At 63.3% G+C, this 23,150-nt stretch carries 17 protein-coding genes and 1 tRNA gene; 11 read left to right on the forward strand and 7 right to left on the reverse strand.

Going from position 1 to position 23,150, the window contains the following annotated elements; genetic code table 11:
- The first annotated feature begins 133 nt into the window (after window positions 1-133).
- Window positions 134-403 (forward strand): usg protein, encoded by a 270-nt coding sequence (locus ACTRWG_RS00180; RefSeq protein WP_027237540.1) that lies wholly within the window; start codon window positions 134-136, stop codon window positions 401-403.
- Between the two features lie 181 nt (window positions 404-584).
- Window positions 585-1,712 (forward strand): hypothetical protein, encoded by a 1,128-nt coding sequence (locus ACTRWG_RS00185; RefSeq protein WP_027237541.1) that lies wholly within the window; start codon window positions 585-587, stop codon window positions 1,710-1,712.
- A gap of 7 nt (window positions 1,713-1,719) precedes the next feature.
- Here the strand turns inward: ACTRWG_RS00185 and ACTRWG_RS00190 are convergent, their stop codons facing one another.
- A complete protein-coding gene (locus ACTRWG_RS00190) occupies window positions 1,720-2,673 on the reverse strand; it encodes a radical SAM protein (protein ID WP_027237542.1) in 954 nt (317 codons plus the stop codon).
- Window positions 2,674-2,813: 140 nt separating this feature from the next.
- Here ACTRWG_RS00190 and zwf point away from each other — a divergent pair, with 140 nt between their 5' ends.
- From zwf to pgi, 3 genes are read left to right on the forward strand one after another with little or no spacing between them, the layout of a single operon-like run.
- Window positions 2,814-4,289, forward strand: a complete 1,476-nt coding sequence (gene zwf / locus ACTRWG_RS00195) for a glucose-6-phosphate dehydrogenase (protein WP_027237543.1) — start codon at window positions 2,814-2,816, stop codon at window positions 4,287-4,289.
- Window positions 4,286-4,957: a 6-phosphogluconolactonase gene (gene pgl, locus ACTRWG_RS00200; protein WP_027237544.1), complete on the forward strand. Its 672-nt coding sequence runs from the start codon at window positions 4,286-4,288 to the stop codon at window positions 4,955-4,957. Before zwf ends, pgl begins: the two co-directional genes overlap by 4 nt.
- Window positions 4,958-4,974: 17 nt before the next feature.
- Window positions 4,975-6,579: a glucose-6-phosphate isomerase gene (pgi, locus tag ACTRWG_RS00205; RefSeq protein ID WP_462828789.1), complete on the forward strand. Its 1,605-nt coding sequence runs from the start codon at window positions 4,975-4,977 to the stop codon at window positions 6,577-6,579.
- A 57-nt stretch (window positions 6,580-6,636) separates the two neighbouring features.
- On the opposite strand, the gene ACTRWG_RS00210 is transcribed toward pgi, so the two are convergent.
- From ACTRWG_RS00210 to ACTRWG_RS00225, 4 genes are all read right to left on the reverse strand, one after another.
- Window positions 6,637-7,119, reverse strand: a complete 483-nt coding sequence (locus ACTRWG_RS00210) for a hypothetical protein (protein WP_462828790.1) — start codon at window positions 7,117-7,119, stop codon at window positions 6,637-6,639.
- Window positions 7,120-7,279: 160 nt separating this feature from the next.
- Window positions 7,280-7,353, reverse strand: a tRNA-Gly gene (locus tag ACTRWG_RS00215).
- Window positions 7,354-7,429: 76 nt separating this feature from the next.
- Window positions 7,430-9,478, reverse strand: a complete 2,049-nt coding sequence (locus tag ACTRWG_RS00220) for an ASKHA domain-containing protein (RefSeq protein ID WP_462828791.1) — start codon at window positions 9,476-9,478, stop codon at window positions 7,430-7,432.
- Window positions 9,479-9,620: 142 nt separating this feature from the next.
- The gene (locus tag ACTRWG_RS00225; protein WP_027237548.1) at window positions 9,621-10,787 is read right to left on the reverse strand and encodes a CaiB/BaiF CoA transferase family protein; all 1,167 of its coding nucleotides are present in this window, start codon (window positions 10,785-10,787) and stop codon (window positions 9,621-9,623) included.
- Between the two features lie 184 nt (window positions 10,788-10,971).
- Between ACTRWG_RS00225 and guaB the strand changes: the two genes are divergently transcribed.
- From guaB to ACTRWG_RS00240, 3 genes are all read left to right on the forward strand, one after another.
- The gene (gene guaB / locus ACTRWG_RS00230) at window positions 10,972-12,420 is read left to right on the forward strand and encodes an IMP dehydrogenase (protein ID WP_027237549.1); all 1,449 of its coding nucleotides are present in this window, start codon (window positions 10,972-10,974) and stop codon (window positions 12,418-12,420) included.
- A gap of 36 nt (window positions 12,421-12,456) precedes the next feature.
- Window positions 12,457-13,629 carry an RsmB/NOP family class I SAM-dependent RNA methyltransferase gene (locus ACTRWG_RS00235; protein ID WP_462828792.1) on the forward strand — a complete coding sequence of 391 codons (1,173 nt, stop codon included), beginning with the start codon at window positions 12,457-12,459 and terminating at the stop codon, window positions 13,627-13,629.
- A 96-nt stretch (window positions 13,630-13,725) separates the two neighbouring features.
- Window positions 13,726-16,041, forward strand: a complete 2,316-nt coding sequence (locus ACTRWG_RS00240; RefSeq protein ID WP_462828793.1) for an ATP-binding response regulator — start codon at window positions 13,726-13,728, stop codon at window positions 16,039-16,041.
- A 54-nt stretch (window positions 16,042-16,095) separates the two neighbouring features.
- Here ACTRWG_RS00240 and ACTRWG_RS00245 read toward each other — a convergent pair whose 3' ends face one another.
- The gene (locus ACTRWG_RS00245) at window positions 16,096-16,695 is read right to left on the reverse strand and encodes a gamma-glutamyl kinase (RefSeq protein WP_259972557.1); all 600 of its coding nucleotides are present in this window, start codon (window positions 16,693-16,695) and stop codon (window positions 16,096-16,098) included.
- Window positions 16,696-16,888: 193 nt separating this feature from the next.
- On the opposite strand from ACTRWG_RS00245, the gene recA reads away from it, so the two are divergent.
- The 3 genes from recA to ACTRWG_RS00260 all read left to right on the forward strand — a co-directional run bounded on the left by recA (window position 16,889) and on the right by ACTRWG_RS00260 (window position 21,131).
- Entirely contained in the window at window positions 16,889-17,956 is a 1,068-nt protein-coding gene (recA, locus tag ACTRWG_RS00250; RefSeq protein ID WP_027237553.1) for a recombinase RecA, read from the forward strand.
- A gap of 157 nt (window positions 17,957-18,113) precedes the next feature.
- The gene (gene alaS / locus ACTRWG_RS00255) at window positions 18,114-20,765 is read left to right on the forward strand and encodes an alanine--tRNA ligase (RefSeq protein WP_027237554.1); all 2,652 of its coding nucleotides are present in this window, start codon (window positions 18,114-18,116) and stop codon (window positions 20,763-20,765) included.
- A gap of 78 nt (window positions 20,766-20,843) precedes the next feature.
- The gene (locus tag ACTRWG_RS00260) at window positions 20,844-21,131 is read left to right on the forward strand and encodes a DUF1330 domain-containing protein (RefSeq protein ID WP_027237555.1); all 288 of its coding nucleotides are present in this window, start codon (window positions 20,844-20,846) and stop codon (window positions 21,129-21,131) included.
- Between the two features lie 145 nt (window positions 21,132-21,276).
- On the opposite strand, the gene typA is transcribed toward ACTRWG_RS00260, so the two are convergent.
- Window positions 21,277-23,097: a translational GTPase TypA gene (typA, locus tag ACTRWG_RS00265; protein ID WP_027237556.1), complete on the reverse strand. Its 1,821-nt coding sequence runs from the start codon at window positions 23,095-23,097 to the stop codon at window positions 21,277-21,279.
- Window positions 23,098-23,150: the final 53 nt, after the last annotated feature.

A 23,150-nucleotide genomic window follows, 5' to 3' on the forward strand; every position in this document is an offset into this window, starting at 1 on the left:
TATATGCGGCGCAAGCAAACAGCCCGGAAAGCCGCAATCAGTCCGTTCACGCGATGGTAACGCACTGTTTTTGGGGAAATTAACCATTTCCAGCCTAGCATCAACAAGAGGGGGCAAAGATTGGAGGCTGAAAATGGAGACCAGCGAAACCGAGCTGATGCTGAAAGGATACGGGCTGACCACAGCGGAATTCACCTATCATATGCCGGACCATATCCATGTCCTGAACACGTTTGTCTGGCAGCAGTACGACCTTGCGCCGGACCACCCGCGGCTGTTTGAGTTCATCGAATTCTGGCAGCGCGAGATTGAGGGGCCGCTGCATTCGGTGCGGTTCAATCACCGCAAAATGATCAGCCCCGGCGAATGGCGCAACGTGGTCGGGGAATTCCAGATCCACTAGGCCATCCTGTCCGGAAGGCAACAGGCAAGCCCCCGAACCGCCGGGCTGTTCCTTGGCTATTGCGGGAACCAAAGCGCGGCCTTACTCCTATGCGTGTTAAAAAGTCTGGTGCCGCATGGCAGCGCCGGACAGCGCCAGACGGTGGCGGGCAGTCAATAAGCAGGCAATACGGCAGGAATTCATGCGCACATATATTTTGGGAAACCAGTTCGAGAACGCACTGGTGGCCACGTCAACCATCCGCGAGAGCCTGTATGGCCGGGATGGTGACGACACGTTTTCGATCTATCATTATGACAATGGCACCTATGTGTATCCCGATCTGTCGGACCGGTTTTTCGGCGGCGCCGGCGATGATAAGATCAGTTCGCTCAATTTCGACCTGACGGCGGACAGCACGCTGCGCGATTACAGCCAGCTCAGCTTTCATGGCGGGGCCGGGTATGACACCGTTTCTTCGCAGATCGACGTGCAGATTACCGGCGGCTTCACCCTGGATCTGTCGCAGATTGCGACAAGCGTGCGGTCGGTCGAACATTGGGATTACGGCATTGATTTGGGCACCAGCACCGGCGACGGGGATTTCGTTATCCGCTCCGGCCGGCAGGATGACACGCTGGACATCCGCCAGCGGGAAGCGGCGGAGGACGCGCGCGTCACGGTCAAGACCCTGGCCGGGAACGACCATGTTGAATACTCCACCGTCAAGAACGTCAGCGATCTGCGTGTGAACACTGGTGCAGGCAACGACTATTTTGAGTTCAACGGTTTCTGGAACGTCACCGCTAGCGTTCGCGTCTCCACCGGCAAAGGTAATGACACGGTGGTCATCAACGGAACCACCATCTCCTATCCCGACGGCTTGACTGCGAACATCCGTACCGGTGGCGGCGCCGATACGATCGTTCTGGAAGGGATGCACTCAGAGCGTCTGAAATCGGGCGGGGGGGACGATGACATCTACGTTCTGACCGGGAGCTTCAGCAATGCGGCCGACACGATTTCGACCGGGGCGGGCAAGGACGAGCTGTTCATCGAGCTGGACGCCTATTCCACGGTTGCGGTTCTGGATGATTTCTCGGCCCAGGACGATGTGTTCGTGTTTGACGCTGACGAAGCCGGCGGAACCATCTCCCGCAACACTGACGTGACCTTTGACAGGTCGGAGTGGGAGAACGCCAGCGAAGACCGGCTGTACATGAGCAACGCCGAGAACAAGCTGTATTACGGAGATAACGTGCTGGTGGACTTCACCACCGACGTGACGTTGAGCGCCGCCAATTTCACCACCGGCGACTGGGAGTACTGAAGACCCCTCAGGAGGAGCAGCTGGCCCCCCCAAGGACACAGAACTTGGCGCAATGGGGGTGGTTCAGCTGCACCGGATGCTCGGCCTCGGCCAGGGTCGTGCCCAATTCGAACTCAGGCGCGTAGGGCAGCAGCGTGCAGGCCAGAACGGCGGGTGTCTCTGCGCCTTTGCGCTTGACCACCATCCGCGACGAGGCGCACATGACGCTGTCCGGCGACTTGTTAAGGATACCCCAGCAAGCACTTGTGATTTCGGGAACTTCCACGGTTTCGTCCATCTCCGGGAACAGCACTGTCTGGCCCGGATCCTGCGCGTCGATGGCAAAGCCATGCGCGGCAAACAGTGCGGCATACCCGGCGCGGGCCTGCGCTTCGCTTTCCGACCAGACGGTGCGGCCGGCCACGGCCATCCGGAAGCCATTGTCGCGCAGCCATTCCATGCCTTCGATGGTCTTGGCAAAGCTGCCGCTGCCGCGTTCCTTGTCGTGCAGTTCGGCGCTGTGGTGGTCGACGGAGATCCGCAGGGTCAGCTTGCCGGCAAATTGCTCATGCAGGTCCAACAGTCCGGCTTTCACTGTCTTGCGCATCATCGGGCGCATGGCGTTGGTCAGGATGAGCACCTCAAAACCGCGCTCCAGCGCGGCGCGGGCCATGCCGGTCATCTCGGGGTTCATGAAGGGTTCGCCGCCGGTGAACCCGATTTCCCGGACCGGCCAGCTGCGCTCCGCAATCTGATCCAGATAGCCTTGCACCTCGGCCTCGGTCAGATAGACCAGCGCATCGTTGGTGGGGGAGCTCAGGATATAGCAGTTGCTGCATTCGATATTGCACAGCGTGCCGGTGTTGAACCACAGGGTTTCCGGGCGGCTGAGCGGCACAGAGGCGCGTTGCTGACCATCTGCCGTCACGTAAGCGTCTTGAAACTTGCCTAGGTTCGCGACGGGTTTTTGCAGGTCTTTCATGCAGATGTCCTCTGGGGCAGTTCCTTTCGCCGGAAGCTACCTTATACTGGGCCCGAAATGAAAGCAGCCGGGCGGGCACATGACAGGGATGTGAGCGGCAGTGTGCCGCGCCTGCACCGGCTTAGACAGGAAGAACAATAATGGTTTCGCGTGTCATACCGGTCGACCCGTTTGACCTGGTGGTTTTTGGCGGCACTGGCGATCTGGCGCAGCGCAAGATCCTGCCGGCGCTGTTCCGCCGCCACTGCGCCGGGCAGCTGCCCGGCGGCGAGCGGATAATCGGCGCCGCGCGGACCGCCATGAGCAGCGCGGATTACCGCACCGTCGTGGCAGAATCGATCCGCGAGCACGCGGGCCCCAAGGCCTGCGGCGGCGGTGCGCTGGAGTCGTTCCTGGAACGGGTCAGTTACGTCGCGCTGGATGCCTTGGGCGAGGCGGGCTGGCAGCAGCTTTGCCGCGCGCTGGAGGGGGCGGGGGATGAGCGGGTCCGCATGTTCTATTTCTCCGTCGGGCCGGGCCTGTTCGGGCCGCTGGCGGAACGGCTGCACCGGTATGGCCTGGCTACGGCGCACACCCGGATCGTGGTGGAGAAACCCTTTGGCCGCGATCTGGCCTCCGCGCGGGAGCTGAACCGGACGCTCGCCAGCCATTTCGACGAAGGCCAGATCTACCGGATCGACCATTACCTGGGCAAAGAGACCGTGCAGAACCTGATGGCGGTCCGGTTCGGCAACATGCTGTTCGAACCGCTGTGGAACAGCCAGTATGTCGACCACATTCAGATCACTGTGGCCGAAACCGTCGGTGTTGAAGGGCGCGAGGAGTATTATGAGCGCGCCGGCGCCATGCGGGACATGATGCAGAACCATCTGATGCAGCTGTTGTGCCTGATCGCGATGGAGCCGCCGGCCAAATTCGACCCGGACGCGGTGCGCGACGAAAAGCTCAAGGTGATCCGGGCGCTGGACCCGGTTGAACCGCACCATATTGTGCGCGGCCAGTACCAGGCCAGCCTGGACCCGGAGGCGCCGCATCCGTCCTACCGCGGGCTGGTCAACAACCCGCGCAGCACGACCGAAAGCTATGTGGCGCTGAAGGCGCATATCAGCAACTGGCGGTGGGCGGGCACGCCGTTCTACCTGCGCACCGGCAAGCGGCTGGTGAACCGGTCCTCGGTGATCAACGTGATGTTCAAGGACGCGCCGCATTCGATTTTCGGCGCCGAGGCAGGCCGCCATGCCAACCATCTGAAGATCCGCCTGCAGCCGAATGAAGGCATTACCCTGAGCGTGACCATCAAGGAGCCGGGGCAGGGCGGGATGCGGCTGATTGATGTGCCTCTGGACATGAGCTTTGCCGAGGCGCTGGGGCCGGAAGGCGGCGATCCGCCAGATGCCTACGAACGGCTGATCATGGATGTTGTGCGCGGCAACCAGACGTTGTTCATGAGAGGCGACGAGGTGGAGGCCGCCTGGGCCTGGACCGATCCGCTGATTGCGGGCTGGAAGTCCCGGGGAGATGTGCCTAAACCTTATGAAAGCGGCAGTACCGGACCGGGGGATGCCGATTTGCTTATGCGCCGCGACGGGCGTGAATGGAGGGGGATAAACCCATGAAATTCAACGAATACCCTGACCAGGACATGCTGGCGATTGAAGTCGCGAATGAAATTGCCGGAGACCTGAAAACACATCTTCTGCACCATGACACAGCCTCCTTTGCGGTCGCCGGCGGCACCACGCCCGGGCTCATCTTTGACGATCTTTGTGCGGCGGATATCGAATGGGACCGGGTGCATGTGATGGCGACCGATGAACGCTGGGTGCCGCAGGAGCATGCGCGCTCAAACGCGGCGATGATCCGCAGCCGGCTGCTGCAGGACCGGGCATCTGTGGCCCAATTCATGCCGTTCCACATCCCGGAACGCGAACCGGAGGATGTGCTGGCGGAACTCGAAAGCCGGGTGGTTCCGGAGCTGCCGCTGTCGGTGCTGCTGCTGGGTATGGGCGAGGATATGCACACCGCGTCCCTGTTTCCCGGCGCCGCAGGAATTGTGGCAGCGCTGGAGCCGGATGCGCCTGCACTCACCGTCATGCGTCCGGACAGCCAGCCGGAAGCCCGGGTCAGTCTGACCGCCCGTGTGCTGGATGGCGCGATCGCGAAACACCTGGTGATTTTTGGCGATGCCAAACGGCGGGCGCTTGAACGGGCCGTGTCGCTGCCGCCGGAAACTGCGCCAGTCCAGGCTGTGTTGTCCGAGGTCTCCGTTCATTGGGCACCTTGATTTCAGGAAAGTTAACTATGTTCGATGCCTTGAAGACGCTGCATGCCGAGAAATGCGGCGGGAAAATTCCTGAGCTGTTTGAAAACGACCCGCAGCGTGCCAGCGCCTTCAGCGTGCGGTTCGAAACGCTGCTGTTCGATTATTCCAAGACCCGGATCACTGCGAAGGTGCGCGAGGGCCTGGTCGCACTGTGCGAGGCGCAGGACGTCGCCGGGCGGCGCGCGGCGATGTTCGGCGGCGGTCTGATCAACGAGACCGAACAGCGCGCTGTGCTGCATACCGCTTTGCGCGATCCGGACGGGCCGGAGATGCTGGTCGATGGAGAGGACGTGCGCGCGCCCTTGCGGAAAACGCTGGAGCGGATGGAGGACCTGGCGCGCCGGGTGCGCTCCGGCGCCTTGGCCGGACCGGGCGGCACCTTCACCGATGTGGTCAACATCGGCATTGGCGGATCCGACCTGGGGCCGGTGATGGCAACGCTGGCGCTGGCGCCCTATCATGACGGCCCGCGCTGCCATTTTGTGTCCAACGTCGACGGCGCCCACATTCATGACATCCTGCAACGGATTGATCCCAAAACAACTTTGGTGATCGTCGCCTCCAAGACATTTACTACCGTTGAAACCATGACCAATGCCGCCACGGCGCGGCGCTGGGTAGAGGACGGCGGCGGCGACCCGGCGCGCCAGTTTCTGGCGCTGTCGACCTCCGAGGAAGAGACAGCCGCCTTCGGCATTCCGCGCAAGCATGTGTTTGGCTTTGAGGATTGGGTTGGCGGCCGCTATTCAGTCTGGGGGCCGATAGGGCTGAGCCTGATGCTGGCGGTCGGGCCGGAGCATTTCCGGGATTTTCTGGCGGGCGGCAAGTCGATGGACGACCATTTCCGCGTGGCGCCCTGGGAACAGAACATGCCGGTGATGCTGGCGCTGACCGGGATCTGGCACCATCAGGTCTGCGGTTTCCCGACCCGCGCCGTGCTGCCCTATGACCAGCGGCTGCGGCGCCTGCCGGCGTACCTGCAGCAGCTGGAGATGGAATCAAACGGCAAATCCGTTGCCATGGACGGCACGCCGCTGCCTTACAATTCCGGCCCGGTTGTCTGGGGGGAGCCCGGAACCAACGGCCAGCACGCCTTTTACCAGCTGCTGCATCAGGGCACCACGGTGGTGCCGGCGGAATTTCTGGTCGCGGCCAAGGGGCATGAACCGGAACTGGACCAGCATCACCAGCTGCTTGTGGTGAACTGCCTGGCGCAATCCGAGGCGCTGATGCGCGGCCGCAGCCTGGAAGAAGCCTGCGCGCTGATGAAGGCTGAAGGCTATGAGGGCGCAGAGCTGGAGCGGCAGGCGCGGCACCGGGTGTTCCCGGGCAACCGGCCCTCCACCACGCTGGTCTACCCGCAGCTGACGCCTCATGTGCTGGGCCAGATCATCGCGCTGTATGAACACCGGGTGTTCGTCGAGGGCGTGATTCTGGGCATCAACTCCTTTGACCAATGGGGCGTGGAGCTGGGCAAGGAACTGGCCGATTCCCTGCTGCCGCTGCTGCGCGGCCAGAGGTCTGCGGACGGGAAGGACGGGTCAACCCGTGCCCTCCTCAAATTTATTCAGGACGCGCAATAAGGCGCTGCCCGGGAAGCCGCCCCGGTCAGCGCTGGGAAATACAGCCCGCGCAGCCCCTCAGGGCATCGTCACGTTGCTGGTGATGGTGTTCACGAACTTGCCTGTTTCCGGGTCGGTCAGGGACGAAAACGAGCCGCCGCCCTTTGCATCAGCCCACGGGCCGCTGCCGCCGCTCAGGGTCCAGCTGCCTGTCAGCGCGCCTGATTGGTCCATGCCTTCGGCGTCCCAGTGCAGCACGACCTTTTCACCTGCACCGTCAGTAAAGGCGCAGATGCCGCCGCCCTCGACCTCGCCAGAGGCGACCTCAACCGCTCCGAAGCAGGGGCCCGCGGCGCCGTTCATCGGATGCTCAGCGTCTTCCATTTCCACATTCTCATAGGAACTGCTGATCTGCATCACCATATGGCCTTCGGCGATCTGGTTGACGGAACTGGTGGAGATGCCGGTGCCTTGGCCCGGCTGATCCCAGGTCGTGCCGGCCAGTGCGGCTCCTGCGCCGAATCCACATAGCAGTGCCGCGGTCAAACAATAACGTGTCATACTGATACCCTCCAAACCATGCCGCCTGCACCTTGCTGGCGTGCGATATCAGTTTAGCACACTTCGGCCTGCGCCGCGCGGCGAGCAATCCCGCGGCCGGGCGAGGACTGGCGCACGGTCAGGCAGGCTGTGGTTAAGCTATTGATATGTCGGAAGATTTTGGAGCGGGTAGCGGGAATCGAACCCGCGCGTTCAGCTTGGGAAGCTGACAGGCTACCATTACATCATACCCGCCTGTGAAGTGCAGAATTATGCTGCAGCGCCAAAGAGGTCAAGGGCGCTGCAGCGGAAATTTCCGGGCCTTTGCGGATCAGCCGCGGCGGCGGCGGCGGCGGCCTCCGCCAGCACCTTCGCTGTCTCCGCCGCCGGTGTTGAAGTTCACCTGCGGCAGGGTCACCACGGTTTCCAGGATCGGGAAGGGTTCTGCCGAGTTCGGGATCGCCGAGGCGTTCACGAAATGCTCCTGGAAGCGGGGCTCGACGGCAGTTTCGATCTTCTCAATCCGCCGCACGGTTTCCTCGATCTCGCTGCGCGCTTCGGTGTTCAAGAGCGCGATGCGGGCGCCGGTGCCTGCGGCGTTGCCAGCCGATGTGACTTTCTCCAGCACGCAGTCGGGGATCATGCCCAGCACCATCGCGTGCTTGGCAGAGATGTGCGCCCCGAAGGCCCCGGCCAGCACGACGCGGTCCACGGTGTCGACGCCGAACTTGTCCATCAGCAGGCGCGCGCCGGAGTAGAGCGCCGCCTTGGCCATCTGGATCGCCCGGATGTCGGGGTTGGTGACGGTGATGGTCGGCCCGCCCTCAGCAGAGCCATCCCACAGCATATAGGCGTTGGTGCGCCCGTCCTGAATGCAGCGGGCAGAACCGGTCTGCTCCGCCGAGCCGATCAGGCCGGAGGCATCCAGCACACCGGCCAGGCGCATTTCGGCAATCGCCTCGATGATGCCGGAGCCGCAGATGCCGGTAATGCCGGTGGTGGCGATGGATTCGGCAAAGCCGTCCTCGTCCGACCAGACATCAGAGCCGATCACCCGGAAGCGCGGTTCCTTGGTTTCCGGGCTGATCTCGACCCGCTCAATCGCGCCGGGCGCGGCGCGCTGGCCGCTGGAGATCTGCGCGCCCTCGAACGCGGGGCCGGTGGGGGAAGAGCAGGCGAGAACCTTTTCCTTGTTGCCCAGCAGAATCTCGGCGTTGGTGCCGACGTCGACGACCAGCACCAGATCCTCGGATTTGTCGGGCGCCTCCGACAGCGCCACCGCGGCGGCATCTGCGCCGACGTGGCCCGCGATACAGGGCAGCAAGTAGACACGGGCGGCGGGGTGGATGTTCAGATCCAGCTCCGCTGCGCGCAGTGCCAGCGAATTGGACGTCGCCAGGGCAAAGGGCGCCTGGCCCAGCTCAAACGGGTCGATGCCCAGGAACAGGTGGTGCATCACCGGGTTGCAGACAAAGACCGCATCCACGATCAGCGCCTTGTCGATCTCCGCCTCAGCCGCGATCTGGGTGAACAGCGCGTTCATGCCCTCGCGCACCGCGCGGGTCATTTCCTGGTCGCCGCCCTTGTTCATCATCGAATAGGACACCCGGCTCATCAGGTCTTCGCCAAAGCGGATCTGCGGGTTCATGATGCCGGAGGAGGCCACGACCTCGCCGGTTTGCAGATCGCAGAGATGCGCGGCGATGGTGGTGGAGCCGAGGTCGACCGCCAGGCCGTAGATCGAGCCTTCGTAGAAGCCGGGCCAGATGTGCATGATCTTGGGCGGGTGGTTTGCATCGCCCAGGTGCACGGCGACGGTCACCTTCCAGCCGCCTTTGCGCAGGGCAGGCTGCAGCACGCTCAGGATGTGCAGGTCGGTCTTAACCCCCTTTAAGTTCCACTGCGCTTCCAGGGCCTCAATCAGCCGCTCCATATCGCCGGTGGGCTTGTGCATGTCGGGTTCTTCCACCTCGACATAATACAGCCGGGTGGAGGGGTTCATGGTGATGTCGCGGGCCTCGGCGCGCTTGCGCACCACCTGGCGGTGGACCTGGCTTTCCGGCGGCACGTCGATCACGACGTCGCCCTGCACGGTGGCCTGGCAGCCCAAGCGGCGTCCGTCGATAAGGCCGCGCTTGTCCTTATAGCGCTGCTCGACCTTGTTCCATTCGCTCAGCGCGCCCTCCTGCACGGTGACGCCGTGCTTGGGAAACTCGCCATAGGAGGGCGTGATCTGGCACTTGGAACAGATGCCGCGGCCGCCGCAGACCGAGTCGAGGTCGACCCCCAGCTGCCGGGCGGCGGTCAGGATCGGCGTGCCGGCGGGGAAACGCCCGCGCTTTCCGGAGGGGGTAAACACAACGAGGGGTTCGTCAGTCATGCCTGTGGCCTTCTCATTCCGCAATTTAGGCGGAGCATATGGGCTTTTGCGGCAAGCGAAAGGCAATGGGCGGCATTTTCCCGTCTGCTGGCGCCATTTTTGGATATTTGATGACTTTAGGATGCGGGTTTGGGAGCGCCCGTCAGGTGGCCTGCTGCCGCTCAACCTTCTCCAGCCACGCCAGAATCTGCGCCCGGCTGCCGTCGAGTTGAGGCGCAGGGGGGCGGGTTGCGGGGTCCGGCAGGCCGCTCATCTTAATCGGATTGCCAGCTGACAAATATTCGGGGCGGCCATCATTGCCCAGAACATCCACGACCATGTTGCGGGCCAGGATCTGGGGATCCTGAAGCACCTGATCGACGGTCTGGATCGGCCCGGTGGGAATGCCGGCCTCTGTCAGCAGCGCGATCCAATGAGCCTTTGACTGCTCAAGGGTTACCGCCTCGATCAACCGTTTCAAAAGGCGGGCGTTGTCGCAGCGGGCGGGGTTGGTGGCAAAGCGGGCGTCCCCGGCCAGCGGCAGCTGCAGCACATCGCACAGCCGGGTGAACAGCGCGTCATTACCAGCCGCAATCACAAACAGCCCGTCGGAGGCGTGAAAGGTCTCAAACGGGGTGATCGAGGGATGCCGCGCGCCGGAAGGCTGCGGCGCTTCGCCGGTCACCGAGGTGATGGCGATGGCGTGTTCCAGCAGCGCCAGCTGGCTGTCGAGCATGGCCACGTCGACGAATTTGCCTTCACCGGTTTTCTGCACGTCAAGAAGTGCCGCCAGGATGCCGTGCCCCAGGAACATGCCCGCCACGATGTCGCCGATCGAGGCGCCGACCCGCACCGGCTCCCGGTTCTTTTCGCCGGTGATCGACATCACCCCGCCGCGGGCCTGGACCACCATGTCATAGGCTGGTTTCAGGGCATCCGGCCCGCTGTGGCCGAAACCGGAGACGGCACCGTAGATCAGCCGCGGAAACTGCGCGTGCAGCGCATCCCAGCCGTAACCCAGCCGCTGCATCACCCCGGGTCGGAAGTTTTCCAGCAGCACGTCAGCCTGGGCCAGCAGCCGCTCGAATATGGCGCGGTCCTGCGGCGCCTTAAGGTCCAGCGCGATGCTTTCCTTGCCGTGGTTGATGGTGGCGAAGTACGCGCTTTCGCCGTCTTTGAACGGCGGGAAGGCGCGGGTGTCGTCACCGCCTCCGGGGCGCTCCACCTTGATGACCCGGGCGCCCAGGTCCGACAGGATCATGGAGCAGTAGGGGCCGGCCAGCACATGGGTGAGGTCCAGGATGGTAGTGTTTTCCAACGGTCGGGTCATGAGCAGTCCTGTTCGCGGTCCGGTGCGGCACAGTCCTAACGTTCCTGTGAAACAGGTCCTTGATGCAAGTCAGGAAAAGCCGGGTTTTCTGCACTGCAGGAATTCTTGCCCTCTGCCTCTTTTCCCCCGGCCGGTTCTGTGCCATAGGGTCACCGCCAAACGGGGTTATGCATGGGGATGACAAATGCAGATTCGTGAGGCTCTCACCTTTGATGATGTTCTTTTGGTGCCGGGCGCGTCCAGCGTTCTGCCCAACACCGCCGACACCCGCACGCGGGTGACGCAGTCGGTGTCTCTGAACATCCCGCTGCTCAGCTCGGCGATGGACACTGTGACCGAATCCCGCATGGCGATCGCCATGGCGCAGGCCGGCGGCATGGGGGTGATCCACAAGAACCTGAACACCGAAGAGCAGGCCCGCGAAGTGCGCCGGGTGAAACGCTTTGTCTCCGGCATTGTTTACAACCCGATTACCCTGACCGCCGATCAAACCCTGGCCGACGCCAAGGCGCTGCAAGAGCGCTACCGGGTCACCGGCTTTCCGGTGGTGGACGGCTCCGGCCGCGTTGTCGGCATCGTCACCAACCGCGACATGCGGTTTGCCTCTGATGACAGCACGCCGGTTTCGGTCATGATGACCTCTGACAATCTGGCGATGCTGCAGGAGCCTGCGGATCTGGAAGAAGCCAAATCACTGATGAAGGCGCGCCGGATCGAAAAGCTGCTGGTCTCCGACAAGGATGGCAAGCTGACCGGTCTTCTGACCCTGAAGGACACCGAACAGGCGGTGCTGAACCCCACCGCGTGCAAGGATGAACTGGGCCGCCTGCGCGTGGCTGCTGCCAGCTCGGTCGGCGACAGCGGCTTTGCCCGCTCCGAGGCGCTGATTGACGCGGGTGTTGATATCGTTGTGGTCGATACTGCCCATGGCCATTCGGCGGGTGTGATCGACGCGGTGAAGCGGATCAAGGCGCAATACAGCGGCGTGCAGGTGATCGCTGGCAATGTTGCCACCGCAGAAGCCACCCGCGCGCTGATCGACGCGGGCGCGGACGCGGTCAAGGTCGGCATCGGCCCGGGCTCGATCTGCACCACCCGCATGGTGGCAGGTGTCGGGGTGCCGCAGCTGACCGCGATCATGGATTGTGCAGGTGCTGCAGGAGACATCCCGGTTATTGCCGATGGCGGCATCAAGTTCTCCGGCGACTTTGCCAAGGCCATCGCGGCGGGTGCTTCCTGTGCCATGGTCGGCTCGATGATTGCCGGCACGGATGAGTCCCCTGGCGAGGTGATCCTGTATCAAGGCCGCTCGTTCAAATCCTACCGCGGCATGGGGTCGATGGGCGCGATGGCGCGCGGCTCTGCCGACCGCTATTTCCAGAAAGACGCCGCCAGCGACAAGCTGGTGCCGGAAGGGATCGAGGGCCAGGTGCCGTATAAGGGCGGCGCCGGTCCGGTGGTGCACCAGCTGGTTGGCGGCCTGCGTGCCGCGATGGGCTATACCGGTTGTGCCACCGTTGATGAAATGCGCAAGAACTGCAACTTTGTCCGCATCACTGGCGCCGGTCTGAAGGAAAGCCACGTCCACGACGTGCAGATCACCCGCGAAGCGCCGAACTACCGGGCGGGATAAGCTGATGATGGCCGCATGTGAAATTGGGGCAGGGGCATGACCCCCGCCGCCCGCCTGCAGGCGGCCATTGAAATCCTCGACCAGGTGCTGGCGGGGGAGCCTGCGGAAAAGGCGCTGACCTCCTGGGGGCGGCGCAGCCGTTTCGCGGGCTCCAAGGACCGTGCCGCGGTGCGGGATCATGTGTTCACCGCGGTGCGCTGCTTGCGGTCCCATGCCGCCCTGGGCGGCGCTCGCAGCGGGCGGGGGCTGATCCTTGGCGCCCTGCGCGAGGCCGGGGAGGACCCGGATGAAGTGTTCACCGGCCAGGGCCACGCGCCTGCACCGCTGAGCGCGGCGGAACGGCAGCTGCCGCCGCCAGCGGAAGGGGCGGAGGCGCTGGATATCCCCGATTGGCTTTGGCCTAAGTTTCGTGCCAGCCTCGGCCAGGACGCCGAAGCCGCCGCGAGTGCCTTGCGCAGCCGGGCGCCGGTGCATCTGCGGGTGAACACGCCCAAGGGCACCTTGCAGCAGGCGCAGGACGCTTTGGCCGCGGACGGCATTGCCACCCGGCCGCATCCCGCGGCGTCCACCGCGCTGGAAATCACCGAAGGCGCCCGGAAGCTGCGCAATGCCAAGGCCTATTCGGACGGCCTGGTGGAGCTCCAGGACGCCGCTAGCCAGGCAGTGGTTGAGCAGCTGCCGCTGGAGGATGGCATGTCCGTCCTCGATTACTGTGCCGGCGGCGGCGGCAAAAGCCTTGCCATGGCGGCCCGCGCCCGGATCCGCCTGAACGCCCATGACGCCGATCCCAGGCGGATGAAGGACCTGCCGGAGCGGGCTGCGCGGGCAGGCGCCCCGGTGACACTGCTCTCCTCTGCGGATGTTGAGCGCAAAGCCCCCTTTGATCTGGTGCTGTGCGATGTGCCCTGTTCCGGGTCGGGATCCTGGCGGCGGGCACCTGAGGGTAAATGGCGGCTGACGCCGGAGGGCTTGCGCGCGTTGCAGGAAACCCAATCGGAAATTTTGCGCAGGGCGGCCGACCTCACCGCGCCGGGCGGCACGCTGGCCTATGCGACATGCTCTATGCTGCAGGTGGAAAACACTCAGCAGGTTCAAGCCTTTACCGCGAATAACCCTGAGTGGTCGCTGGCGGCAGAACAAAGCTGGAGGGTACAGGATGGCACCGATGGCTTTTATGTTGCCGTGTTGACGCGCGCAAAAGGCGGTTGATAGGGTCGCGGCCGGGAAACCCTTTGTTTTTCTTAACGTGGTTTTAACCAAAGCCGCCGCGTTATGGCGTCACCAAGCACTGACCATGGAGCCGTAATGTCCGGTCGCCAAGAGACTTCCGTTCCGGAACTGCGCGTTTACGCGCCCGAGCATGCCCGGCTGGCCGCGACGCTGCTGCTGGCCTTGATGCTGATGTCCGGCCCCTGGCTGCTTGCGCTGCCCGACTGGATGAGCCGCGGGTTTATCATGGTGGGGCTGACGCTGGCGGCGGTGGCGGGACTGATGGTGGTCCAGACCCGGATGCGGCTGAACGCGCGGGCGATGGCGGCAGAGCTGCTGACCGGCTTCATCGAAAAAGATGCCACCCCCAGCTTTGTCACCGATGACGACGGGGTGATCCACGCCTGCAACGGCGCCGCGGCAAAGCGGTTTCAGGATTGCAGCCGGGACACGCTGTCGGGCACGTTGCGCTCGATCCTGGCGAACCCCTCTGCCGTGCTGTACCGGCTGCAAAGCCGCGCCCGCGTCGATGGTGCCGCGCGCGAGGATATCGTGACCCGGCGCGGCCATGTCCGGCTGGCGGTGCACCAGATGACTGGCGGCAGTTTCCTGTGGCGGGTTGAAGATATTCAGGACCGTGGCGGCAATAGCCGCGGCGCGGAGTCGATGCCGGTGCCGATGATTACCGTAGGCCGCACCGGCGCTGTCCTGTTCATGAACGAGGCGGCCCGCAAGCTGATCGGCGAACGGGTGAAATCCACCGACCGCCTGTTCCCTGCGCTGCCGGTTCTGCCGGGGCGGATCAACACGCTCAGCACCAAGAACGGTCCGGTGCAGGTTCTGGTCAGCGAAAACAACCGCACCCAGGGCCGCAGCGAGCTGTTCCTGATGGAAGTGGACGAAGGCGGGCTGGACGCGGCGCAGGCCGGGCTGGAGGCGTTGCCGGTGCCTTTCCTGAAGGTGGCGCCGACCGGTGAAATCCTGACCACCAACCGGATGGCCCTGCGCCTGCTGGGGGTGGAAAGCTGCGCCAACCTGAAACTCGGGCAGCTGATGGAGGGCCTTGGCCGCCCGATGTCCGATTGGCTGCGGGATACCGCTGACGGGCTGGCGCCCAACAAATCCGAATTCCTGCGCCTGTCGCGCTCGGACAAGGAGGTTTTTGTCCAGGTCACCCTGACACGCGTGGTCGAAGAAGGCACCCCGGTGCTGATTGCGGTGCTGAACGACGCGACCGAGCTGAAGACGCTGGAAGCGCAGTTCGTGCAAAGCCAGAAGATGCAGGCGATCGGCCAGCTGGCGGGCGGTGTGGCGCATGACTTCAACAACCTGCTGACGGCGATTTCCGGCCATTGCGACCTGCTGCTGCTGCGCCACGATCAAGGTGATCAGGATTATGGCGACTTGATCCAGATCCATGAGAATGCCAACCGTGCGGCCTCGCTGGTCAGCCAGCTGCTGGCGTTCTCGCGCAAGCAGACGCTGCAGCCGGAGATCCTGGATGTGCGCGACACGCTGTCGGATCTGACCCATCTGCTGAACCGCCTGGTGGGCGAGAAGGTCACGCTGACCCTCAGCCACGATCCGGTGATGAAATCCATCCGCGCCGACAAGCGGCAGCTGGAACAGGTGCTGATGAACCTTGTGGTGAACGCGCGCGATGCGATGCCGCAGGGCGGTGAAATCCGGGTGGAGACCGAGGTGCTGTCGCTGGACAAGCCGCTGGAGCGGGACCGCGCCACCGTGCCTGCCGGCGATTGGGTCACTGTGAAGGTTTCGGACGAAGGTGTCGGGATCGCGCCCGACAAGCTGCAGAAGGTGTTTGAACCGTTCTACACCACCAAGCGCACGGGCGAGGGCACCGGCCTGGGCCTGTCCACCGCTTACGGCATCATCAAACAGACCGGCGGCTATATCTTTGTCGACTCGGTCAAGGGGCACGGCACCCAGTTCACGCTGTTCTTCCCGGTCTTCAAGCAGCAGGCGGATGCGCTGGCCGTCGAAAAGCCTGCCGAGGCGGAGGACAAGACCGCTGCCAACCAGCATGGCGAGGGTGTGGTGCTGCTGGTCGAGGACGAGGCGCCGGTGCGGGCCTTTGCCTCCCGCGCGCTGCGGATGCGCGGCTATACCGTGCTGGAGGCAGAGTCCGCCGAGGATGCGCTGCGCACGCTGGAGGATCCCGGCCTGACGGTGGATGTGTTTGTCACCGACGTGGTGATGCCTGGCATGGATGGCCCCAGCTGGGTGCGTGAAGCGCTGAAGGAGCGGCCCGATACCCGTGTGGTCTTTGTGTCCGGTTATGCCGAAGGCGCCTTTGGCGAGGCGCAGCCGGAGGTGCCGAACTCGGTCTTCCTGCCCAAGCCTTTCTCTTTGAACCAGCTGACCGAAACGGTGCACGCCCAGCTGCACTGAGCCGCGGGCAGCAGCTGGAAAAAACAAGCCGCTGGGTCCGGCGGCTTGTGTCTTTCAGCTAACCGGGATCGACTGGTACATCTCGAACTCCGCCGCCCGTTTGCGCCGCAGCCGCGCCTCTGACTCGGGACACACCGGCAGCTCCGCCGCCGGGCTGACGTTCTTGCGCTCCAGGTGCAGTTCTATGTCCAGCCGCTGTTCCAGGAAAGTTTTCAGCCCGTTCTGGTCCTCATACCGGAACAGATGGCTGACTTTGCAGCCGTTTGGCTGCGCTTCCAGGAACTTTGCCTGGCTGCCGACATTGGCATAGGCGGGGGGCTTGCCCTTGCAGCAGGCGTGCAGGAAGTCGTCGAAGCTTACACCCTTGGTCGAGTTCGGCTTGCCGTCCAGCGCGGGCCGCTGGCGGTAGCGGTACCAGCTGCCCAGCCAGCTGACCGGCTCCCGCATCACAGCTGCAACCTCCAGTTCCGCGCCGCAAACCTTTTCATACATCGGCCGGATCCAGCGGTTGTAACGGTAGAGCGGCGCGTGCTTCAGCTCCGGCGGGCCGGAAATCACCAGATCGGCCCGGTCGCGCAATGCCGCCTGAAAAGCGGTGGTGCCGGTCTTGGGAACGGACAGAAGCGCCAGCCGTTCCTTGAAAAATATCATCATTCCGTTAACTGCCCGGTAAAAATTCTTGCTCGGCCTTATCCATAAACCTCTCTTTAACATCCTGCCCCTGATGTGGGTACATCAGTTTTACTGTTGCAATGTTCCCGGTTTGATCTCATAAGGAACAAGAGGTGAACAAAGCAGTGATTGCCGCACGCCCCGGTGTGTGACAGATAGAAAGGGACAAGGGACTATGGCGGATCTTTTGACCATGAAAAATAAAGTAAGCGGTGACAAGCAAAAGGCGCTCGACAGCGCGCTTGCCCAGATTGAGCGGCAGTTCGGCAAGGGCTCCATCATGAAGCTCGGCGATGGCACAGCCCTGCAGGAGATCGAGGCCAGTTCGACCGGCTCCCTGGGGCTTGACATCGCGCTGGGGATCGGCGGCCTGCCGATGGGCCGGATCATCGAAATTTACGGGCCCGAAAGCTCGGGCAAGACCACGCTGACGCTGCATTGCATTGCGGAACAGCAGAAAAAGGGCGGTGTCTGCGCCTTTGTCGACGCGGAACACGCGCTGGACCCGCAGTATGCGGCCAAGCTGGGCGTCGATCTGGATGAGCTGTTGATCTCGCAGCCAGATACCGGTGAGCAGGCGCTGGAAATCACTGACACGCTGGTGCGTTCCGGCGCGGTCAACATGGTGATTGTCGACTCGGTGGCGGCATTGACCCCCAAGTCGGAGCTTGAGGGCGATATGGGCGACAGCAGCGTCGGCGTGCAGGCCCGCCTGATGAGCCAGGCGATGCGCAAGCTGACCGGCTCCATCAGCCGCTCCAAGTGCATGGTGATCTTCATCAACCAGATCCGCATGAAGATCGGCGTGATGTTCGGCTCCCCCGAAACCACCACCGGCGGCAACGCGCTGAAATTCTACTCCTCCGTCCGCCTGGATATCCGCCGCATCGGCGCGATCAAGGACCGGGACGAGGTGGTCGGCAACTCCACCCGCGTCAAGGTCGTCAAGAACAAGGTGGCGCCGCCGTTCAAGCAGGTGGAATTCGACATCATGTATGGCGAGGGCATCTCCAAGATGGGCGAACTGCTGGACCTGGGCGTGGCGGCCGGTGTCGTCAACAAGTCCGGCGCCTGGTTCTCTTACGGGGATGAGCGGATCGGGCAAGGGCGGGAGAACGCCAAGGTGTTCCTGCGCGAAAACCCTGCCATTGCCTATGATATCGAGGACAAGATCCGCGCGTCGCACGGGCTGGAATTCGAACGCCCGGATCTGGACGGCGCCGACGATATCCTTGAGGCCTAAGCGCCGGATAATCTGATCAAATCTCAAGAACATGAGGGCGTGGCGCAGGCCGCGCCCTTTTTCATGGGCGCCGCCGCTTCCCGCTGTAGACAGTGCCCCGGCAGGCGGGTAAACCTGCCCGGAACGCTTGTTTTTAAGCCCGCAAGAGATCCCGCATATGCCGACGCTCAACGATATCCGCTCTACCTTTCTGAACTACTTTGCCAAACAGGGGCATGAGGTCGTCGACTCCAGCCCGCTGGTGCCGCGCAACGATCCGACGCTGATGTTCACCAACTCCGGCATGGTGCAGTTCAAAAACTGCTTCACCGGGGTGGAAACGCGCGACTACAAACGCGCGACATCGTCGCAGAAATGCGTCCGCGCAGGCGGCAAGCACAACGACCTAGACAACGTGGGCTATACCGCGCGCCACCACACGTTCTTTGAGATGCTCGGCAACTTCTCCTTTGGCGATTACTTCAAGGAAGAGGCGATCCCCTTTGCCTGGGAGCTGATCACCAAGGAATTCGATATTCCGAAGGACCGGCTGTACACCACCGTCTATCACACTGATGACGAGGCCTTTGAAATCTGGAAGAAGATGGGCGTGCCGGAGGACCGGATCATCCGGATCGCAACCTCCGACAACTTCTGGCAGATGGGCGACACCGGCCCCTGCGGACCCTGCACCGAGATCTTCTATGACCACGGCGACCACATCTGGGGCGGCCCTCCGGGCTCGCCCGAGGAAGACGGCGACCGCTTTATCGAGATCTGGAACCTCGTCTTCATGCAGAACGAGCGCTTCGCCGACGGCACCATGGTGGACCTGGACATGCAGTCCATCGACACCGGCATGGGGCTGGAGCGGATTGCGGCACTGCTGCAGGGCACCCACGACAACTACGAAACCGACCTGTTCAAGGCGCTGATCGAAGCCTCGGCGAATGTCACGAACACCGATCCGTTCGGCGACCAGAATGTGCATCACCGGGTGATCGCCGATCACCTGCGGTCCTGCTCGTTCCTGATTGCCGAGGGCGTGCTGCCGTCGAACGAGGGCCGCGGCTACGTTCTGCGCCGGATCATGCGCCGCGCGATGCGCCACGCATCGCTGCTGGGCGCCACCGATCCGGTGATGCACAAGCTGGTGCCGTCGCTGGTTCAGAAGATGGGCGCGGCCTATCCGGAGCTTGGTCAGGGCCAGGCGCTGATCGAAGAGACCTTTGAGCAGGAGGAAACCCGTTTCCTCAAGACCCTGGACCGTGGCTTGAAACTGCTGGACGAAGCCTCTGCCGATCTGGGGCAGGGCGACGTGCTGCCGGGCGAGACCGCTTTCAAACTGTATGACACCTACGGCTTCCCGCTCGACCTGACGCAGGACGCGCTGCGGGTCAAGGAAATTGAAGTCGACACCGACGGCTTTGACGCTGCCATGAAAGCGCAGAAGGAGCAGTCCCGCGCTGGCGGCATCGGGCTGGGTGAAGCCGCGGACGTGAAGGTCTACTTCGACATTCTGGACGCCGTGGGTCCGACTGATTTCCTGGGCTATGAGACCGAGAAGGCCGAAGGCCAGATCGCGGCCATCGTCAAGGACGGTGCACAGCTGCAATCCGCGTCCAAGGGCGAGACGGTTCAGATCATCCTGAACCAGACGCCGTTCTATGGCGAAGCCGGCGGCCAGGTGGGCGACACCGGGGTGCTGACCGTGGAAGGCGGCGCAGCCCGCATCACCGACACCAAGAAGGTGGAGGGGCTGTTCCTGCACATCGCCGAGGTGACCGAGGGCGAGGTAGCCGCCGGGCAGGGCGCGACGATGGAAGTGGACCACGACCGCCGCAGCAAGATCCGTGCCAACCACTCCGCCACGCACCTGCTGCACGAAGCGCTGCGCAACGCATTGGGTGAACATGTGGCGCAGAAGGGCTCGCTGAATGCTGCTGACCGTCTGCGCTTTGACTTCAGCCACAACAAGGCGATGAGTGCTGATGAGCTGGCCAAAGTCGGTGCGGAAGTGAATGATTTCATCCGCCAGAACACGCCGGTCTCCACCCGGATCATGACCCCGGATGATGCGCGCGATCTGGGCGCCCAGGCGCTGTTCGGCGAGAAATACGGCGACGAGGTCCGCGTGGTCTCCATGGGCCGTGCGCCAACCGGCAAGGGCCATGACGGCGACACCTACTCGATTGAGCTGTGCGGCGGCACCCATGTGAAGCAGACCGGCGACATCGGCACCTTCGTGATTCTGGGCGACAGCGCGTCTTCGGCCGGCGTCCGCCGGATTGAGGCGCTGACCGGTGCGGCAGCTGTTGAGCATCTGGAGCGCGAAGCGGGCCGCATGGCTGAGGTTGCTGGCGCGCTGAAGGCGCAGCCTGCAGAAGTTCTGGACCGCCTCAAGGCGATGATGGATGAGCGAAAGGCGCTGCAGAATGAGATTTCCAATCTCAAGCAGCAGATCGCCATGGGCGGTGGTTCCGGCGGCGGTGCCGAGGCTAAGGAGGTGAATGGCAAGAAGTTCCTGGCCCAAGCGCTGCAGGGCGTTTCCGGCAAGGACCTGCGCGGTCTCATCGACAAGCACAAACAGAACATCGGGTCCGGTGTAATCCTGCTGATCGCCGAGGATGATGGAAAGGTGGCCGTGGCCGCCGGCGTGACCGACGATCTGACCGGCGAAGTCTCTGCCGTGGACGTACTGAAAGCCGCGGTTCCGGCTGTTGGCGGCAAGGGCGGCGGCGGCCGTCCGGACATGGCCCAGGGCGGCGGCAAGGACTTCTCCGGCGCTGAGGAAGCCATCAAGGCCGCGGAGGCCGTGCTGGCTGGCTGACCATTTGGTCAAAAAACACTTGGTCTTTCCGGCAAGCTGCCTAAGCTGCCGGAAAGATCATAATACTGGGAGGCTCCGATGCCCGCGCTTTGGATTGCACATGTGACCGTCACCGATGCCGATGCCTATGGCAAATACGCTGAACTGGCAGGCCCGGCCATTGCCAAGCATGGCGGCGAGTTCATCGCCCGCGGCGGCCGGTTCGTGCAGCTGGAGGGCACGGAGCGCCCGCGCAACGTGGTGGCCCGGTTCCCGAGCGTCGAGGCGGCTGTCGATTGTTATCACAGCCCGGAATACCAGGAAGCGCTGGACCACGCGCGCGGCGCCTCCGAGCGGGAGCTGATGGTGGTGGAGACCAGCGAGTAAAGGCTGGTGCTCGTGGCGGCTCTGCCGCCTTTTTTGAGTATTTTCGGGAAAGATGAAGGGGCGCCTTGGGTGCCCCTTTTTGCTGTGCGGCAGTGCAGGCCCGCCGCAAGAAAAAGGCGCCCGAAGGCGCCTTTTCCGGTTTGGGTCAGCTTGCGGCCTTGGACATCCGCTTGCGCTCATGCGGGTCCAGATAGCGCTTGCGCAGGCGCACGCTGTTCGGTGTCACCTCAACCAGTTCGTCGTCGTTGATGTAGGCAATCGCTTCTTCCAGAGAGAGCGTCATCGGCGTGGTCAGGCGCACGGCCTCGTCAGTGCCGGAGGCGCGCACGTTGGTCAGCTTCTTGCCCTTCAGCGGGTTCACTTCCAGATCGTTGTCACGGGAGTGTTCCCCGATGATCATGCCGGTGTAGACGTCAGCCTGGGCACCGATCATCATCTTGCCGCGCTCTTCCAGGTTCCACAGCGCGTAAGCAACCGACTGGCCGTTTTCCATCGAGATCAGCACGCCGGCACGGCGGCCCGGGATCGAACCCTTGTGCGGTGCCCAGCCGTGGAACACGCGGTTCAGCACGCCGGTGCCGCGGGTGTCGGTCAGAAACTCGCCGTGATAGCCGATGAGGCCGCGCGACGGCACATGTGCAATGATGCGGGTCTTGCCTGCGCCTGCCGGTTTCATCTCCACCAGCTCACCCTTGCGGGCGCCGGTCAGCTTTTCGATCACCGCGCCGGAGTATTCGTCGTCCACGTCGATGGTGGCTTCTTCGATCGGCTCCATGCGGACGCCGTCGACTTCCTTCATGATCACCTGCGGGCGGGAGATCGACAGCTCGAACCCTTCGCGGCGCATGTTTTCGATCAAAACACCCATCTGCAGTTCGCCACGGCCCGAAACCTCAAACGCCTCGCCGCCGGGGGTATCGGCGATCTTGATGGCGACGTTGGATTCAGCCTCTTTCATCAGACGGTCGCGGATGACGCGGGACTGAACCTTTTTGCCGTCACGGCCGGCCAGGGGGCTGTCATTGATGCCGAAGGTCACGGTGATGGTGGGCGGGTCGATCGGCTGGGCGTCCAGCGGTTCGTCCACGGCCAGAGCACAGATGGTGTCAGCCACAGTGGCCTTGGCCATTCCGGCGATGGACACGATGTCGCCTGCCTGGGCTTCTTCGATGTCCTGCTGGGCCAGGCCGCGGAAAGCCTGAATCCGGGTGACGCGGAACTGCTCGATTTTCTGGCCCATGCGGGTCAGCGCCTGCACGGTGGCACCTACTTTGAGGGTGCCGGATTCGACGCGGCCGGTCAGAAGGCGGCCCACAAACGGGTCGCTGCCAAGCGTGGTCGCCAGCATCCGGAAGTCGTCGTTCTGACGCTTGATCTGCTTGGGTTCCGGCACGTGGTTCACAATCAGGTTGAACAGCGCGTGCAGATCCTTGCGGGGGCCGTCCAGCTCCGCGTCGGCCCAGCCGTTGCGGCCGGAGGCGTACATGTGCGGGAAGTCCAGCTGGTCCTCATTTGCATCCAGAGACGCAAAGAGGTCAAAGCATTCGTCCAGCGCGCGGTCGGGTTCGGCATCGGGCTTGTCGACCTTGTTCAGCACCACAATCGGGCGCAGGCCCAGGGCCAGCGCCTTGGAGGTCACGAATTTGGTCTGCGGCATCGGGCCTTCGGCAGCGTCCACAAGCAGCACCACGCCGTCGACCATCGACAGGATCCGCTCCACCTCGCCGCCGAAATCGGCGTGGCCGGGGGTGTCAACGATGTTGATCCGGGTGCCGTTCCACTCGACCGAGGTGGGTTTGGCAAAAATAGTGATGCCGCGCTCGCGCTCAAGATCGTTGCTGTCCATGGCGCGTTCCGCCACAGCCTGATTTTCGCGGAAGGCGCCGGATTGTTTCAGCAGCTCATCAACCAGGGTGGTTTTGCCGTGGTCAACGTGAGCAATGATCGCAATGTTGCGCAAGTCCATGACGTTCGCCTTTGTAAGGAAGTTGGGCCGCGCATAGCCCGAACCCCGCGCAA

This window comes from Leisingera sp. G5_S3_59_S7 (assembly GCF_054968485.1).

Excerpts from the sequence above, each read along its gene's own strand:
- typA (WP_027237556.1), bottom strand. The coding sequence starts at position 23,097 with ATGGACTTGCGCAACATTGCGATCATTGCTCACGTTGACCACGGCAAA.
- ACTRWG_RS00225 (WP_027237548.1), bottom strand. The coding sequence starts at position 10,787 with ATGACCCGACCGTTGGAAAACACTACCATCCTGGACCTCACCCATGTG.
- ACTRWG_RS00235 (WP_462828792.1), top strand. The coding sequence starts at position 12,457 with ATGACCCCCGCCGCCCGCCTGCAGGCGGCCATTGAAATCCTCGACCAG.
- pgi (WP_462828789.1), top strand. The coding sequence starts at position 4,975 with ATGTTCGATGCCTTGAAGACGCTGCATGCCGAGAAATGCGGCGGGAAA.
- ACTRWG_RS00220 (WP_462828791.1), bottom strand. The coding sequence starts at position 9,478 with ATGACTGACGAACCCCTCGTTGTGTTTACCCCCTCCGGAAAGCGCGGG.
- alaS (WP_027237554.1), top strand. The coding sequence starts at position 18,114 with ATGCCGACGCTCAACGATATCCGCTCTACCTTTCTGAACTACTTTGCC.
- ACTRWG_RS00245 (WP_259972557.1), bottom strand. The coding sequence starts at position 16,695 with ATGATGATATTTTTCAAGGAACGGCTGGCGCTTCTGTCCGTTCCCAAG.
- zwf (WP_027237543.1), top strand. The coding sequence starts at position 2,814 with ATGGTTTCGCGTGTCATACCGGTCGACCCGTTTGACCTGGTGGTTTTT.
- pgl (WP_027237544.1), top strand. The coding sequence starts at position 4,286 with ATGAAATTCAACGAATACCCTGACCAGGACATGCTGGCGATTGAAGTC.
- ACTRWG_RS00180 (WP_027237540.1), top strand. The coding sequence starts at position 134 with ATGGAGACCAGCGAAACCGAGCTGATGCTGAAAGGATACGGGCTGACC.
- ACTRWG_RS00210 (WP_462828790.1), bottom strand. The coding sequence starts at position 7,119 with ATGACACGTTATTGTTTGACCGCGGCACTGCTATGTGGATTCGGCGCA.
- guaB (WP_027237549.1), top strand. The coding sequence starts at position 10,972 with ATGCAGATTCGTGAGGCTCTCACCTTTGATGATGTTCTTTTGGTGCCG.
- ACTRWG_RS00260 (WP_027237555.1), top strand. The coding sequence starts at position 20,844 with ATGCCCGCGCTTTGGATTGCACATGTGACCGTCACCGATGCCGATGCC.
- ACTRWG_RS00240 (WP_462828793.1), top strand. The coding sequence starts at position 13,726 with ATGTCCGGTCGCCAAGAGACTTCCGTTCCGGAACTGCGCGTTTACGCG.
- ACTRWG_RS00190 (WP_027237542.1), bottom strand. The coding sequence starts at position 2,673 with ATGAAAGACCTGCAAAAACCCGTCGCGAACCTAGGCAAGTTTCAAGAC.
- ACTRWG_RS00185 (WP_027237541.1), top strand. The coding sequence starts at position 585 with ATGCGCACATATATTTTGGGAAACCAGTTCGAGAACGCACTGGTGGCC.
- recA (WP_027237553.1), top strand. The coding sequence starts at position 16,889 with ATGGCGGATCTTTTGACCATGAAAAATAAAGTAAGCGGTGACAAGCAA.